Origin of the sequence: Coprobacillus cateniformis, assembly GCF_009767585.1 — a bacterium.
In the GTDB taxonomy this organism is placed as follows: domain Bacteria; phylum Bacillota_I; class Bacilli_A; order Erysipelotrichales; family Coprobacillaceae; genus Coprobacillus; species Coprobacillus cateniformis.
The window spans coordinates 1,328,964-1,344,092 of sequence record NZ_WSNW01000001.1 but is presented as its reverse complement, the minus strand read 5'-3'; the positions used below and the strand labels follow the sequence as shown (position 1 = coordinate 1,344,092).

The 15,129-nt window shown below is 31.4% G+C and carries 14 protein-coding genes; 10 read left to right on the top strand and 4 right to left on the bottom strand.

Annotation, left to right across the window (positions count from 1 at the left end; genetic code table 11):
- From GQF29_RS06830 to GQF29_RS06820, 3 genes are all read left to right on the top strand, one after another.
- Positions 1-834 (top strand): DegV family protein, encoded by an 834-nt coding sequence (locus tag GQF29_RS06830; RefSeq protein WP_008789274.1) that lies wholly within the window; start codon positions 1-3, stop codon positions 832-834.
- A gap of 121 nt (positions 835-955) precedes the next feature.
- Positions 956-2,260, top strand: coding sequence for a PTS sugar transporter subunit IIC (locus GQF29_RS06825; protein ID WP_008789275.1), 1,305 nt, complete (start codon positions 956-958; stop codon positions 2,258-2,260).
- A gap of 63 nt (positions 2,261-2,323) precedes the next feature.
- Positions 2,324-3,358 (top strand): LacI family DNA-binding transcriptional regulator, encoded by a 1,035-nt coding sequence (locus GQF29_RS06820; protein WP_008789276.1) that lies wholly within the window; start codon positions 2,324-2,326, stop codon positions 3,356-3,358.
- A gap of 104 nt (positions 3,359-3,462) precedes the next feature.
- Here GQF29_RS06820 and GQF29_RS06815 read toward each other — a convergent pair whose 3' ends face one another.
- Positions 3,463-4,734: an IS110 family RNA-guided transposase gene (locus GQF29_RS06815; protein ID WP_008790900.1), complete on the bottom strand. Its 1,272-nt coding sequence runs from the start codon at positions 4,732-4,734 to the stop codon at positions 3,463-3,465.
- 346 nt (positions 4,735-5,080) lie between these two features.
- Here GQF29_RS06815 and GQF29_RS06810 point away from each other — a divergent pair, with 346 nt between their 5' ends.
- Both GQF29_RS06810 and GQF29_RS06805 read left to right on the top strand, forming a co-directional pair.
- Positions 5,081-6,526 carry a sulfatase gene (locus GQF29_RS06810; RefSeq protein ID WP_008789278.1) on the top strand — a complete coding sequence of 482 codons (1,446 nt, stop codon included), beginning with the start codon at positions 5,081-5,083 and terminating at the stop codon, positions 6,524-6,526.
- Positions 6,527-6,568: 42 nt separating this feature from the next.
- Complete coding sequence (locus GQF29_RS06805; RefSeq protein ID WP_237713659.1) at positions 6,569-7,645, top strand: radical SAM/SPASM domain-containing protein; 1,077 nt, start codon at positions 6,569-6,571, stop codon at positions 7,643-7,645.
- Between the two features lie 28 nt (positions 7,646-7,673).
- On the opposite strand, the gene GQF29_RS06800 is transcribed toward GQF29_RS06805, so the two are convergent.
- Positions 7,674-8,831 carry a CapA family protein gene (locus GQF29_RS06800; protein WP_017144056.1) on the bottom strand — a complete coding sequence of 386 codons (1,158 nt, stop codon included), beginning with the start codon at positions 8,829-8,831 and terminating at the stop codon, positions 7,674-7,676.
- A 145-nt stretch (positions 8,832-8,976) separates the two neighbouring features.
- Between GQF29_RS06800 and GQF29_RS06795 the strand changes: the two genes are divergently transcribed.
- A complete protein-coding gene (locus GQF29_RS06795) occupies positions 8,977-10,419 on the top strand; it encodes a glycoside hydrolase family 1 protein (RefSeq protein ID WP_008789281.1) in 1,443 nt (480 codons plus the stop codon).
- Positions 10,420-10,500: 81 nt separating this feature from the next.
- On the top strand, positions 10,501-10,923 hold the full coding sequence (locus tag GQF29_RS06790) for a GNAT family N-acetyltransferase (RefSeq protein WP_008789282.1): 423 nt from the start codon (positions 10,501-10,503) through the stop codon (positions 10,921-10,923).
- Here GQF29_RS06790 and GQF29_RS06785 read toward each other — a convergent pair.
- Together GQF29_RS06785 and GQF29_RS06780 are read right to left on the bottom strand one after the other, a co-directional pair.
- A complete protein-coding gene (locus GQF29_RS06785; protein WP_008789283.1) occupies positions 10,920-11,579 on the bottom strand; it encodes a SanA/YdcF family protein in 660 nt (219 codons plus the stop codon). The two genes, GQF29_RS06790 and GQF29_RS06785, sit on opposite strands and share 4 nt — an antisense overlap.
- Positions 11,580-11,625: 46 nt before the next feature.
- A complete protein-coding gene (locus tag GQF29_RS06780) occupies positions 11,626-12,276 on the bottom strand; it encodes an HAD family hydrolase (RefSeq protein WP_008789284.1) in 651 nt (216 codons plus the stop codon).
- Between the two features lie 139 nt (positions 12,277-12,415).
- Between GQF29_RS06780 and prfA the strand changes: the two genes are divergently transcribed.
- Genes prfA through GQF29_RS06765 form a run of 3 tightly spaced genes read left to right on the top strand, consistent with a single transcriptional unit; the run spans position 12,416 to position 14,851 of the window.
- The gene (gene prfA / locus GQF29_RS06775; RefSeq protein ID WP_054689511.1) at positions 12,416-13,492 is read left to right on the top strand and encodes a peptide chain release factor 1; all 1,077 of its coding nucleotides are present in this window, start codon (positions 12,416-12,418) and stop codon (positions 13,490-13,492) included.
- A complete protein-coding gene (gene prmC, locus GQF29_RS06770; protein ID WP_008789286.1) occupies positions 13,492-14,346 on the top strand; it encodes a peptide chain release factor N(5)-glutamine methyltransferase in 855 nt (284 codons plus the stop codon). Before prfA ends, prmC begins: the two co-directional genes overlap by 1 nt.
- A 10-nt stretch (positions 14,347-14,356) precedes the next feature.
- Positions 14,357-14,851 (top strand): GNAT family N-acetyltransferase, encoded by a 495-nt coding sequence (locus GQF29_RS06765; protein WP_008789287.1) that lies wholly within the window; start codon positions 14,357-14,359, stop codon positions 14,849-14,851.
- The last annotated feature ends 278 nt before the right edge of the window (positions 14,852-15,129 follow it).

Below are 15,129 nucleotides of genomic sequence, written 5' to 3'. Positions count from 1 at the left end.
ATGAAAATTATTACAGATACAGGTTCATTATACTCACCTGAAGAAGGAAAAAAGATTGGTATTGATGTATTACCCCTAAATGTTATGGTAGATCATAAAAACTATCAAGAATATGTGGACATTCAAAGTTCAGAATTTATTGAAATAGTGAAACAAGGACATGTTCCTACATCATCACAACCTGCAATAGGAGTGACAATGGAAGTGTTTGAAAAGTATCCAGATGAAGAACTTCTTGTCATTAATATGGCAGATGGGTTATCTGGAACTTATCAGAGTACATTGGGAGTTAAAGAAAGTATGGATCATCCAGAGCATATACATGTCATGAATTCTATGACTTTATGTGGACCGCAAAGATATTTAGTAGAAAAAGCTGTCCGTTTAAGGGATGAAGGACTTTCATTAGAAGATATCAAGAAAGAACTCTATAAAAGTATTGCAGGTGAAGTTTCATTTTTAATTCCACAAGATTTTGGTTTCTTAAAAAGAGGTGGTAGATTAACTCCATTGGCTGCAACTGTTGGTGGTATGTTACGTATTACTCCTATTATGACAAAAACTAAGGATGCAAAAAGACTTGAAAAATTTGCCATGAAAAAAACATTCAAAAGTGCTATTAAAGAAATTATTAAATACTTTCAGGATAATGGAATTAACGAAAATTATAAAATTTATATTTCACATGCAGGAGTGCTTGAACAAGCGAAATCAGCAATGGAACAAATCCGAGCTGTCTTTGAAAATGTTGCTATTGAAATATACGATTTATCTCCAGCATTTATTACTCAAGGTGGACCTGGGTGTATTGCTATTCAAACGATAAGGAAATAACATCAAAAGATGTTATTTTTTTAAAAATATGTTGAAACGTTTCAAAATAAATTGACAAACGATTACAGAGTGTGTATATTATAATTGTGAAACGTTTCAAAATAATTAGGGAGGAATTTATATGGAAGCATTAACTGAAAAATTGACAAACTTATTATTACCCATTTCAAACGCATTGAATAATAATAAACATCTAACTGCTGTTAAAAATGCAATGATGTTTACAATTCCGTTTATGATTGTTGGTGGTATCTTTTGTTTATTAGCACAACCACCTGTACCATCAACATTGGAACCAACGAATTTCTTTTATTCTTTCTTATTGTCATGGAAAGCTTGGGCAACAGCGAATGGTGGTGTCTTATTGCCAGTATTTAATTTGACAATTAACTTTATTGCTGTTTATGTTGCTTTTGGAGTCGCTTATGAATTAGCAAAAGATTATGCAATTGATAAATTAGCAGCTGGATTTTGTTCACTATTTATTTTCTTTTTAACTTCTGCTGCACCCTTCACTGATAAAACACTAGGAACTATTATTTCTTGTGGTAACTTAGGTGGTGTAGGTATGTTCTATGCAATAATTGTTGCATTTGTTGTTTGTGAGATCTATAGATTTTGTAAAGTGAAAAATTTTAAAATCAAATTACCAGAGCAAGTACCACCTAATGTTTCTGCACCTTTTGAGGCATTAATTCCATTTACAATCTCTACATTACTTTTCTTAGTTTTAAATATTATCAGTTTGAATGTGATGGATTCAAATCTTTGTAAATTAATTTATGCAATTATTCAACCACTTTTATCAGCATCTGGCTCATTACCATCAGTCATTATGATTAGTATATTATTGAGTTTATTTTGGTTTATGGGGATTCATGGAAACAATTTGGTTGGATCAGTTCTCACACCTATTACAACTGCTAATTTAGCCATTAATGCGCAATTTATTATGACTGGTCAAGGATCTCCAACACCTTTGGCAGGTGCATTTATGACGATATTTGGGAACTGGATGTCTTATCCAGCTATGATGTTAGTGTTCTTTTTAGTCGCAAAATCAGCACAGTTAAAGTCATTACGTAAACTTGCGTTGGTTCCAGATTTATTTAACATTAATGAACCATTAACATTTGGTGTACCAATTGTTATGAACGTTCTCTTAGCATTACCTATTATGATATGTAATGTCATTATGTGTACCGCTGCCTATTTATTAATGGATTCAGGCATTGTGGGAAGTATTTATATAAGTTTACCATTTACTTGTCCAGGCATTTTAAATCTATTTTTATCAACAGGAGACGTGAAAACAATATTCATGTGGTTGATTATGTTTGCTGTAGACGTTGTGATTCTCTTCCCATTTGTCAAAATGTATGATAAACAACTTTTAAAAGAAGAAAATGCAAGTATAGATGAATAAAAAAGAGGATAAATAAAAAGAGTTATGATATAATGACTATTACTAGAGAAATTAGGTGATTATATGGTAACAATTAAAGATATCGCAAAAAAATTAAATTTAGGAGTATCAACTGTTTCCATGGCTTTAAATGGAAATTCTAAAATTAAAGAAGAAACAAGAACTCTCGTTCTTAATGCTGCAAAAGAGTTAGGATATGTGAAGAATGGACTTGCTGTTGATTTACAACAAGGACATTCTCAGCTTATTTTGCTTGTTGTTGAAGACGCATCTAGACCATTCTTTTCTAAGGTGATTGATTTTATTCAAAGAAGAGTTGCTTATCATAATTTTGATTTGCTCATTACAACAACATATTTAAAACATGATCATACAGCTAAAAAATATATTTCTGAGCATCGTGCTGCTGGTGCCATTATTTATACAATGAATATTGATGATGATTTTATACTTCAATACGCTTCACCTGACTTTCCAATCGTTGTCATGGGAAGAGAAATCAAGGGAGACTATGTCACATCTTTACCAAAATTTAATAAAACATGTACAATTACAGAATATTTTATTTCACATGGATTTCATAAAATTGCATTGGTATTAGGTGCTTTAGATACATTAGGCTCAATTAGAAGATTAGAAAATTATTTACAATCATTAGATAATGCCCATATTTGTATTGATGAAAATAAAATGTTTTATGCAGAAGCAAGTACTTATGAAGCCGGTTATGAGGTTACAAAAACAATGATAGAATATATTCGTCAAGGTGATATAGATTCAATTGTTTATGCTAATGATGATATAGCAATTGGTGGTCTGTTGTGTTTAAATGCTCATGGCATTAAAGTTCCAGATGATGTCTCTATTATTGGTGGAACAAATTTATTACAGTCAAAAATAGTGACGCCAGCTTTAAGTACTTTGGGTTCTAATGATGAAACATTATCTTATCATTATGCGGTTGATTATTTAGTAGCTGCAATATTAAAAAATGACACTTCTGTAGTAGAACAAAAATATGAAGAGAGATTCAAGAATTTAAAAGAAGTCATTATTGAAAGAGAAACAGTAAAACTCCTAAAGAAAGTCATTCGGTAAAATGTCAAGAAAATAAATAAAATCTTTTTTAGATAAATCAAAAACCATCATCTAAAAAAGAGTACACTAAAAAGAAGTATGAAAAAATTTATGAAATTGACAAATTACTCAATGACTGTGTCATGAGACACAGAAACGTATAATTTACTGTCACGTAGCAAGACATAAATTAAACGAACTAGTTTTCTTGATGTAAGGACGAGTGCTCTACGATGCTTGTGTGTAGAGGCTTCGTTATACTTCTTACGATAAAAAGAAGTCGTATAATCAAAGCCATGCATCACTGACATCTGTGTGGATTGAGTTATGTAATATTTTAAATATTTATTACATGAATTCGCTGAATGTTTTTCATCAGCAATAAAATTGCCCGAGTCATTCTTCTTCCAATGGAAACCGGCATATTTAGCCAATGAAGCATCACTTTTGAAATAGGAAATATCACCAATTTCAGAAAGTATACCTGCTGCAAAGACAGGTCCGATACCTGTTATAGACATCAGAGATTGATATCCGTTAGGATAAAGACCTTTCATTTCCTTCTCAATGGCCTTATCAACCATCTTGATTTGAGATTCAATGCATTGAATCAGGTTGATAGAAGCAGTAATTGAGATAGTTATAGGGTCATATGCAGTTTTATCAAGTCTATAGGAAGAACGAATCGCTTTATCAAAAAGAGAAGCAATTTTACCATAATCATCACATCTGTTTTGAGAAGCAGATTTGAAATATTCAATGATTTCATCCAAAGGTTTTTCAGCCAAATCAAAAGGGGAAGCATAATCAGTTAAAAATTTCGTGTTGGAAGCAGAAAAATTATCACTGAAAGGCAAATCCTTATGAGGAAGGGTCATAAGACCAGAAACCTTTAAATAGATATTGTTGAGAACGTAATTCTTTTCTCTAATAAGCTGCTCAGCTAAATGATAACGTTCACGAGTGAGACGTTTAAGAGCGATATGTTGAGCAGCTTTAAAGGGACGAAGCTTTTTACAGCGACCAACACGAGCAAAATCTGCAATCAAAAAAGCATCACCCAGATCAGTTTTTTCCATTTCAATATAAGACTTCTTATAATTGGCAATGGATTTGGCATTAACAGAATATATGATGACAGAAGTGCCGACAATCGAAAGCTGAGATGAAAGATAAGCACAAATATGATAGTCATATATAGAAGTTGATTCAGTAACGATGATGATGGAATCGAACTTTTCTTTATCAACAAAAGCCAAGACAGATGTAATGAGAAGATCACATCCATCAGGGTTATTTGGAAAAGAGAGATTAAAGAAAACATCCTGATTAAAGTTAACAGCACAGACTTGATTATTTTTGGTTGAAACATCAATACCTACAAAGAGAGTGTTCATGGGATCACCACCTTTCAAAAAAGATAAAACTAGAAACAAAATATTGGAAAGACCTCCGTTCTTTAGACATGATGCGACCTCGCCATAAGAATAGAACAATACAGATCAAAGGCTACGTATCACAAAAGTATTGAACAAACAACATTCGGTAAGCAGAGACATTCTAAAGTTGAGAAACAGACTTTCTATAGAAGATATCATGAAGATACTTCAAGGAGAATTAGAATAAATTCCAATAATAGAGTGACTAGTAACTCTATTATAACTTAGGAAAATCCAATATTGAAATAAACTTGTAAAGATGACTAGTCATCTTTACAAAATATATTATACGAGGAGAATAAGTATGAAAGCAATTATGGTTATGTTTGATACATTAACGAGAAACTATCTTTCAACTTATGGAAATGATTGGTGCCATACACCAAATTTTAAAAGACTGGAAGAAAAATGTTGTGTCATGGATCGATTCTATGGAGGAAGTATGCCATGTATGCCAGCAAGACGAGAAATTCACACTGGAAAATATAATTTTTTACATAGAAGTTGGGGGCCATTAGAGCCGTTTGATTTTTCAGTGATTGAAGCATTAGGGAAGGCTGGAATTTATACACATCTTTGTACAGATCATTCACATTATTTTGAGGATGGAGGTTGTACTTATCATAATAGATATGCTTCTTGGGAAGGATTTAGAGGACAGGAAGGAGATCGCTGGAAACCACGTCTCAATGTTCCAGATATAGAAACATCAAAATATGGTAAAAAAGGAATATCATTGACTCAACATATAGCAAATAAATCTGCTCAGCAAAAAGAACAAGATATGTCATCAGTCAAAACATTTATAGCTGGATTAGAGTTTATTGAAGAACATAGACAAAATGATAATTGGTTTTTAACAATTGAATCATTTGATCCACATGAGCCTTTTTATGTTCCTGACAAATATCGTAAAATGTATGACCTTCCTCAAGAAATCAATTTAAATTGGCCTGCCTATATGCCAGTTGATGATGATTTGGATATCGTTGCATTAAGAAAGGAGTATGCCTCTTTAATGACAATGTGTGATGTTTATCTTGGAAAAGTTCTGGATATGATGGATAAGTACAATATGTGGGATGATACAATGCTGATTGTGAACACGGATCATGGATTCTTACTAGGAGAACATAATTACTTAGGAAAGAATTTCTGGCCAATGCATCAAGAAGTTATTCATACACCTTTTTATATACATGTTCCTCATCAATCTGTTGGGAGAAGACAAGCTCTGTGTCAAACTATTGATATTGCTCCAACATTACTTGATTATTTTGAGATCGACATACCAGAAAATATGGAGGGAAAATCTTTATTGCCAGTTGTTACAGATGATAAATGTATTCATGACTATGCCTTATTTGGTATTCATGGTGGCCATGTCAATATTACTGATGGTGAATATGTATTCATGAAAGCCAGTTGTAATGAAGCGAATCAACCATATGTAGAATGTACATTAATGCCAACTCAGATGCGTGGCTTTTTCCAAAATGAAGTTTTACAAACAATGAAATTAGAAAAAGGTAACAAAATGAGTCAAGGAGTTCCTTATTTGAAAATGAAAGGAAAGACTTATTTAAAATCAGATTTATTTGGTGATCTTTTGTTTGATGTAAGAGATACTGAAGTTCAAATTGAGGATAAGAAAATTCGAAATAGGTTACAGAATGCCATGATTCATATGATGAAATCTATTGATGCACCAGATGAGGAATATGAACGCCTAGGATTAGAGAAAAACTAATATATCAATATTTATGAGATTGGAGGAAGTGTCTTGAAATCTGTGAATCTATTAATTAAACCAGCTTCATCTTTATGTCAAATGGATTGTAGGTATTGTTTTTATAAAGATGTTGCCAATCATAGAAAAGAATATGAAGTTAAAATGATGCAAAGAGAGACTGTTGATGTATTGATAGAAAAAGCCTGCTCATTTGCTGGTGAAAATGGATTCATTACTTTTGGATTTCAAGGAGGAGAACCAACTTTAGCAGGAATTGAATTCTTTGAATATTTTTGTCAGAAAGTGATAAATACGAAATTATCATCACAAAAAATACAATATCTTATACAAACAAATGCTTTAAAGCTTCATCAGCAATGGTGTGATTTATTTATTAGATATAAATTCTTAGTTGGTGTATCGTTAGATGGCTATAAAGAAAATCATGATTCTTTAAGAACAATAGATAATCATGCCTCTTTTTCTCTTGTTATGAAATCAATTAATTTATTAAAAAAGAATAAAATTGATTTTAATATATTAACAGTTCTTACCAATCAGCTTGCTAAACACCCACAGAAATTATATCATTTATATAAAAAACAAAATTTTGAATATGTTCAATTTATACCTTGTCTCAATGATTTGAATTATTTAAATCAATATGCATTAGATAGTCATTTGTTTTCAAATTTTTATAAAAAGCTCTTTAAATTGTGGATGAAAGATTATTACTCTCATAAATATATTCATATCACACTATTTGAAGATATATTGGCATTACTACAAAAACAACCACCAATGACATGTGGATTTATAGGTCAATGTCAACCTAACTTTATTATTGAAGCCAATGGTTCAGTCTATCCATGTGACTTTTATGCATTAGATGAATATCAATTAGGAAATATAAAGGAATTAGATTTTAAAGAAATGTCAAAAAATAAACTCTTTTCAGATTTTTCTAGAATAGAGAATTCAATTCCTTCATTATGTGAAAAGTGTAAATTTTCTCAAATTTGTCATGGTGGATGTAAAAGAATGAGAAGTGTTTATATACAAGAAAACTATTGTGGATATCAAGACTTACTTGAAGATTTACTTCCTGAATTTTATAAATTATTATATAATCACTAACAATAGAAACCCCAGTAAACTAGGGTTTCTATTTATTTAATTCATGATTTTCAAGTGAATTAGGGATAAGTTTTTGATATGTTTTTTGAATCCACTTCTTTGTGAATCCATTTTTATAGTGATAGTGTGATTTTTCAAGTTCTTCTGAATATTGGTCATAAGGTATAAGTTTAAAGTTTTTTAGCTGTCTATCATAGTAGTTAATGATAGGTATGTAGTCAATATTTCGAATAGATATTTGATTATTCTGTTCTACTACATCAAGTGTTACCATCATTGAGACATTATAAGCATTCTTAAATTCTTGATGAGTACGATCAACAATATGATCAGCTGATACAAAATTTCCCAATGAATACATACAGAGTGTTCGATTGTTATTAATCCATTCCATTGTTTGTGAGCAATGTGGATGATTTCCAATAATAATATCTACACCCAAATCACTTAAATACTTAGAAAGTTCTTTTTGTTGATTATTTATATCATATGTAAATTCTGTTCCCCAATGCATCATTGCAATAAGGACATCACAATTTTTACGTGTTTCTTCTACTTCTTTTTTGAGAATTGTTTTATATTCAGATGTGAATTTTCTATCGCTTGGTCGATTGAATAATCCAACTTTTGAACGATTCTTATCTTGTACAATCTGATTTGTTGCATATGTATAAGAAACATAACCAAAACGAATGCCATTAATCGTTTGATAACGTCCCTTATTACGATCATCTTGGTTTTCATAAGTTCCTACAGATATAATATCTTTTTCTTTGAGAAACTTTAATGTATTATCAATTCCTTTGTTACCACGATCATTTGCATGATTATTCGCAGTAGAGACGACTTCTAAGCCTAGAGACGCAACTTGCTCACCGATTTCACGAGATGCATTAAACGAATAACCAACACCAGATATTTTTAATTCAGTTCCACCAATAGGAGTTTCTAAGTTAGCAATTGATAAATCATCTTTTTGAAAAAATGGTTTTACAAGATCGTAATAACCCTTATCCTGTGAATCTTTCTCAATCCAATCATAATATGGTTGTTCATATAATAAATCACCTACAAAAGTACAATGTACTGTTTGTGTTTGTGGTGTAATATCTTGTTGTGGAGCTTCTGCTGTTTGACATCCTGTTAGAAACATAACTGCAACTATGTAAATAATTCTCTTTCTCATTTTTATCACCATATTTATTGTAGAATAAAGTCGAAGAGAAAACAACATTTTTAAAATATGAAAATTGATTTCATCTTCTGAAAATTGTTATGAAAAAATGAATTCTTTCATTATAATGAAATAGAAATAAAAGGAGGAATGAAATATGAGTTTTCCAAAAGGATTTTATTGGGGTGGAGCAACAGCTGCGAACCAATTAGAAGGTGGTTGGCAAGAAGGTGGTAAAGGTATCTCTTGTCCTGATATTTGTACAGGTGGTACTGCCACAACAAGCAAAAGAATTACGCCAGTTTTAGAAGAAGGAACATTTTATCCATCACATGATGCAATTGATCATTATCATAGATTTAAAGAAGATATTGCATTGTTTGCAGAAATGGGCTTTAAGATGTATCGTTTTTCTATTGCTTGGACAAGAATATTCCCAAATGGAGATGAATCTGAACCTAATGAAGCAGGATTAAAGTTCTATGAGGATTTAATAGATGAATGTTTAAAATATAATATTGAACCATTAGTGACAATTTCTCACTATGAAGTGCCTTTTCATTTAACAAAGAAATGGAATTCATGGACTGATCGCAGAATGATTGATTGTTATTTGAATTTCTGTAAAGCAATCTTTACAAGATACAAGGGGAAAGTGAAATATTGGTTAACTTTTAATGAAATCAATTCAGCGACAACTGCTATGGGAGCATTTTTAGGACAAGGAATTCTCAATGAAATTAAACCAATGGATTTTATGGATCAAATAGATGTTCCTAACAATCGTTTCCAAGGTTTACATCATCAGTTTTTAGCAAGTGCTTTGGCTGTGAAAATGGCTCATGAGATTGATCCAAATTATCAAGTTGGATGTATGCAAATTATGGCAACAAGTTATGGGTTAACATGTCAGCCATCAGATCAAATTGAAAATCAGCAAAAGAATCATATTATGAACTGGTTCTGTAGTGATGTTCAATGTCGTGGAAAATATCCAAACTATATGAATAGATATTTTAAAGAAAATAATATTACAATACATATGGAGCCAGGGGATGATGAAATCTTAGCAGCTGGGCCAGTTGATTTCTATACATGTTCTTACTATATGTCAAATTGTCAAACTGCTGATCCAGAAAAACAAAAGGCAGGAAAAGGAAATATTTTAGGTGGAGTTCCAAATCCATATTTAAAAGCAAGTGATTGGGGTTGGCAAATTGATCCAGAAGGTTTACGTTATTCATTAAATGAAATTTGGGATCGCTATGAATTACCAATCTTTGTTGTAGAAAATGGTTTAGGTGCTTATGATAAGATTGAAGAAGACGGCCAAGTCAAAGATGATTATCGTATTGATTATTTGAGAAGTCATATTGAACAAATGCATGAAGCTGTATTAGATGGTGTTGATTTAAGAGGATATACACCTTGGGGATGTATTGACTTAGTATCAGCTTCTACTGGTGAGATGGCAAAAAGATATGGATTTATCTTCGTAGAAAGATATGATGATGGAACTGGAGATTTTTCTAGAAGAAGAAAAGAGTCATTCTATTGGTATCAAAAAGTTATTCAAACAAATGGTGAAGATTTAGGATAGATATTTCTATCCTTTTTTCAATTTTTGCTGAATATCTGTCTGTTTTGAACAAAGTTAGTATAATAAAGATGAGGTGAGAGTATGGTTCAAGAAGCAAAGGAAGAAGATTTAAAAGATATTTATTCATTAATATGTGAGTTAGAACAAGAACAAATCAATCAAGAACATTTTAGAGATGTCTATAATCAGGGCTTAAAAAGTCCACATGTTAAGTTTTATGTTTATTTTTATGAAAAAAAGATTATTGGATTTATAAGTTTATATATTCATCAATATTTACACCATCATGGTGCTACAGGTGAGATTGTAGAATTGGTGGTTATGCCAGAATATCGAGGTCTACGTGTTGGAGATCGTTTGCTTAGACATGTTGAAAAAATTGCCAAAGAAAAAGGTTTGGTTGAGTTAGAAATTTCAACATCAACATATAGAAAAAAAGCCCATCACTTCTATGAAGCACATGGGTATTTAAAAAATCATTATAATTTTACGAAAGAACTTTAAAATGCTACATCATTGGTGTCATCACCATTTCCACTGACAGGAAATGCATCACCAAGATATGTTGGTTCTGGTTTATAGATGCATGCGACAACATCTTTAACGCGAGCTGCCACTTCTCTTAAATCACGCATTGTTTGACCAGAATATGAACGAGGATTAGCAGGAACACCAACAGCCTCAATCCCTAATTGATTACCTATGTATAAAGCACGATAAAGGTGGTAGTCCTGAGTGACAATAATCACCTTTTTAGCTTTGAAAATTTCTTTGGCACGGTATAGGCTTTCATATGTTGAAAAACCAGCATGATCCATAAAAATAGCGGAAGAAGGAACACCATTTTCAATCGCAAATGTTTTCATAATACCAACTTCATTATAATCTTCTTGACCATGATCACCAGACATAATGATTTTTGAGGCTTTTCCATCTTTATATAATTGAATAGCTACTTCAAGTCTATCATTAAGCATAGGTGTGGGTTTATTGTTTCTCACTCCTGCACCTAGGACCAATATACAATCGGCATCTTCCAATGATGCATTGACTTGTTTTTTAGTTGTTGCATATACATAAACATTACTACCAGCAATCAAAACAACAGCCACCACAATAACGACACCTATCATCATAAATCCTTTTTTTATCACATTCATAAGATCACCTCATACATCATTATATTACATGATTGATGTGAACATCTTAAGAACATGTTAAGAAATCTATCACTTGATCTAAAGAATCGAGAATCTTTGTTGTCATTTTCTCAAATTCTTGTTCAGGGTATTTCATATCTGGTATACAAATGACATCAATATTTCCACTATATGCTGCTTGAATTCCTGCTTCACTATCTTCTAAAACAATAGCATCACTAGGATTCACTCCTAATTTCTCACAAGCACGCAAAAATACCTCAGGATGAGGTTTTCCATGAGTCACCTCATCACCACAGATAGAATCATCAAAATACTTGATGATATCTGCCAAGCCTAAAATATGATCAACTCTTTTACGAGTACTCGATGTTGCCACTATAGTCTTATAGTTATTTTCTTTCAAATATATCAAAAGTTCTAATAATCCTTTTTTTAATGGGACACCTTCCTGATCAAACAAGTCAGCCATATATTGATGAACGTCATTTAAGACTTGCTCCATGGGAAAGTCATCCCCATATTCATTATAAAAAATTTGATATGCCGTTGGAAGCGTCTTTCCTAATAACTGTTTATAAAAGTCTTCACTTATTGATAAACCTAATTTCCTCATCACCAATTGATAACCTTCAAAAGTGACTCTCTCACTATTTATCATTAAACCATCCATATCAAATATTACTGCTTTTTTCATTGTCTATCCTCCAATTCCTTTAAATGTAGTATAAAAAAACAATCATTTTCTGTCAATCAAAAAAACAAAGAATATACCAATATTATTTTGCTTATTTTATAAGTTTATATTATAATGGAAAGGGTTTGGAGGTTAGAGTATGAATAATATGATAGAAAGATTGGAAACAATCGCAAGAAGATATGAAGAATTAAATGAAATCTTAATGGATCCAAGCATTGCTAGTGATATTCATAAGATGACAGAAGCTTCAAAAGAACAAGCATCACTTGAAACTGCATATCAATTGTATCAAGAATATAAGAAAGTTTTAAGTGGTATTGAAGAAGCAAAAGAATTAATGAAAGAAAATGATCCTGAAATTAAAGAAATGGCAGAATTAGAATTAAGTGAATTGGAAGAAAAGAAACCTCATTTAGAAGAAAAGCTTCACTTAGAATTAATTCCTAAGGATCCAAATGATAATAAGAATGTTATTGTGGAAGTGCGTGGTGCTGCTGGTGGAGATGAAGGAAATATATTTGCTGGTGATTTATATAGAATGTATGTCAAGTATGCAGAATCACAAGGATGGAAGGTTGAAGTCATGGAGACACAAGAATCTGAAGCAGGAGGGTTTTCTTTAGTTTCATTCATGGTGAAAGGTGAAGGTGTTTATTCTAAACTAAAGTTTGAATCTGGTTCACATCGTGTTCAACGTGTTCCCAAGACAGAAACACAGGGACGAGTTCATACATCTACTGCGACAGTCCTTGTTATGCCTGAAGCAGAAGAGGTTGATGTAGAGATTAATCCAGGTGATCTCAGAATTGATACATATCGAGCATCTGGAGCTGGAGGACAACATATTAATAAAACGGATTCAGCAGTCCGTATTACCCATTTACCAACTGGAATTGTTGCATCAAGTCAGGATGGTCGTAGTCAACATGACAATAAAGATAAAGCAATGCGTGCTCTTCGTGCAAGAGTTTATGAAATGGTTCAACGTGAACAGGAAGAAGCATTAGGAAGTGAGCGTCGTAGTAAAATCGGTAGTGGAGATAGAAGTGAGAAAATTAGAACTTATAATTATCCACAAAATCGTGTGACTGATCATCGTATTGGTTTAACAATTCAACAATTAGACCGTATTATGGAAGGTAAGTTAGATGATGTGATCGATGCATTAATTAATGAGGATCAACGATTGAAATTACTTGGAGAAGAAGAGTAATGACGATAAGAGAATTGCTTCGAGAAAGTGAAACTATGCTGGATGATACAAATAAAGATTGTAATGTTGCTAAGGTATTATTTTATCATTTGGCAAATAAAGAACCCCATCAATTGTACCTAATGATGGATGAAGAAGTTGAAGATGAATTATATCAAGCTTTTCAGGCTGGTATAAAGAGATATATGGATGGAGAACCTATTCAATATATTAAAGGAAAAGAAACATTTTTTTCAAGAGATTTTATTGTCAATGAAGATGTCTTAATTCCACGTTATGAAACTGAAGAATTGGTAGAGAATATTCTTTATAAGATAGATGATTATTTTGAAGATTATGAATCTATTGATTTATGTGATGTTGGAACCGGTTCGGGTGCTATTGCGATTTCTTTAGCGTTGGAAGAAAGTAAACTCAATGTCGTTGCAACTGATATTAGTAAAGAAGCTTTAGAGGTTGCCCGTTTGAATGCACAGGAATTAGGGGCAAATATTGAATTTTATCAAGGAGATATGTTAGAACCATTGATAGATAGAGAAATGAAAGTGGACATATTTGTATCTAATCCACCATATATTCCAGTAGAGCAAGATATTGAGAGTGTTGTGAAAGATAATGAACCACATGTTGCCTTATTTGGAGGTAATGATGGTTTATACTTCTATAGAAAAATCTTCTCAAAAGTTCAAAGTGTTATCAAGGATCGTGCTCTATTAGCATTTGAGATGGGCTTTGATCAACGAGAATTAATGTGTCAAGCTGTTGAGCATTATTTTCCAAATATTCCCTATGAGATTATTAAAGATATCAATGGAAAAGATCGCATGTTATTTATATACTATCACTTAAATTAAAGGACAACATATGATACTAGAAACAGAAAGATTATATTTAAGATATTTAGAAGAAGCAGATGCATTGCGTATGAGTGAATATCGAAGTAAGCCTGAAGTGGCACAATATCAATCCTGGACTAGTTATTCACAAGATGATGCCAAACGTCGTATTCAACAATGTCAGTTAATAAAAACTATGAATCAACCAAAAACAGATTATCATTTATCATTTGTATTGAAAGAAGAAAATAAAATGATAGGTGATTTATTTGTAGAAGTTGTGAATAGAAAAATTTTTGTATTGGGATATACACTTGATAGTGCTTATTGGTCACAAGGATATGCAACAGAAATTGTCACAGCATTTTGTGATTATATGAAAAATGAACAGAAATTTAAAAAAGTACTTTGTTATGTTTATAATGATAATGTTCGTTCAAAAAAATTATTACGCAGACTTCATTTTGTTAAATTTGATGAATCATATTATTATGATGATGAAGGTTATATGAAGAAATTATGAGAGTCATTTCAATAGAAGTGGCTTTTTTTATTTATTACTAATTTTGAAACAACATTGGAATCTTTTATTTTTAGTTACAGATTTTTGAGTAATAACCTTAATAGAAGTGATTGTTTTTAATTATTTATAGTAAGATAAATAAATTTAATGTTTATTTAATTTAAAATTAATTTTTCTCAAAGATTTTAGAGATGATGATAAATATTTATTCAATTTAAAATATTTAAACATTTGATTAAATAAAATTTATATAAATAATCTAAATTTATTAGTCAAAA

Bases quoted from the DNA above. Each gene is read 5' to 3' on its own strand.
- prmC (WP_008789286.1), top strand. From the start codon at position 13,492: ATGACGATAAGAGAATTGCTTCGAGAAAGTGAAACTATGCTGGATGAT.
- GQF29_RS06800 (WP_017144056.1), bottom strand. From the start codon at position 8,831: ATGAGAAAGAGAATTATTTACATAGTTGCAGTTATGTTTCTAACAGGA.
- GQF29_RS06790 (WP_008789282.1), top strand. From the start codon at position 10,501: ATGGTTCAAGAAGCAAAGGAAGAAGATTTAAAAGATATTTATTCATTA.
- GQF29_RS06780 (WP_008789284.1), bottom strand. From the start codon at position 12,276: ATGAAAAAAGCAGTAATATTTGATATGGATGGTTTAATGATAAATAGT.
- GQF29_RS06765 (WP_008789287.1), top strand. From the start codon at position 14,357: ATGATACTAGAAACAGAAAGATTATATTTAAGATATTTAGAAGAAGCA.
- prfA (WP_054689511.1), top strand. From the start codon at position 12,416: ATGAATAATATGATAGAAAGATTGGAAACAATCGCAAGAAGATATGAA.
- GQF29_RS06825 (WP_008789275.1), top strand. From the start codon at position 956: ATGGAAGCATTAACTGAAAAATTGACAAACTTATTATTACCCATTTCA.
- GQF29_RS06795 (WP_008789281.1), top strand. From the start codon at position 8,977: ATGAGTTTTCCAAAAGGATTTTATTGGGGTGGAGCAACAGCTGCGAAC.
- GQF29_RS06785 (WP_008789283.1), bottom strand. From the start codon at position 11,579: ATGAATGTGATAAAAAAAGGATTTATGATGATAGGTGTCGTTATTGTG.
- GQF29_RS06830 (WP_008789274.1), top strand. From the start codon at position 1: ATGAAAATTATTACAGATACAGGTTCATTATACTCACCTGAAGAAGGA.
- GQF29_RS06810 (WP_008789278.1), top strand. From the start codon at position 5,081: ATGAAAGCAATTATGGTTATGTTTGATACATTAACGAGAAACTATCTT.
- GQF29_RS06820 (WP_008789276.1), top strand. From the start codon at position 2,324: ATGGTAACAATTAAAGATATCGCAAAAAAATTAAATTTAGGAGTATCA.
- GQF29_RS06815 (WP_008790900.1), bottom strand. From the start codon at position 4,734: ATGAACACTCTCTTTGTAGGTATTGATGTTTCAACCAAAAATAATCAA.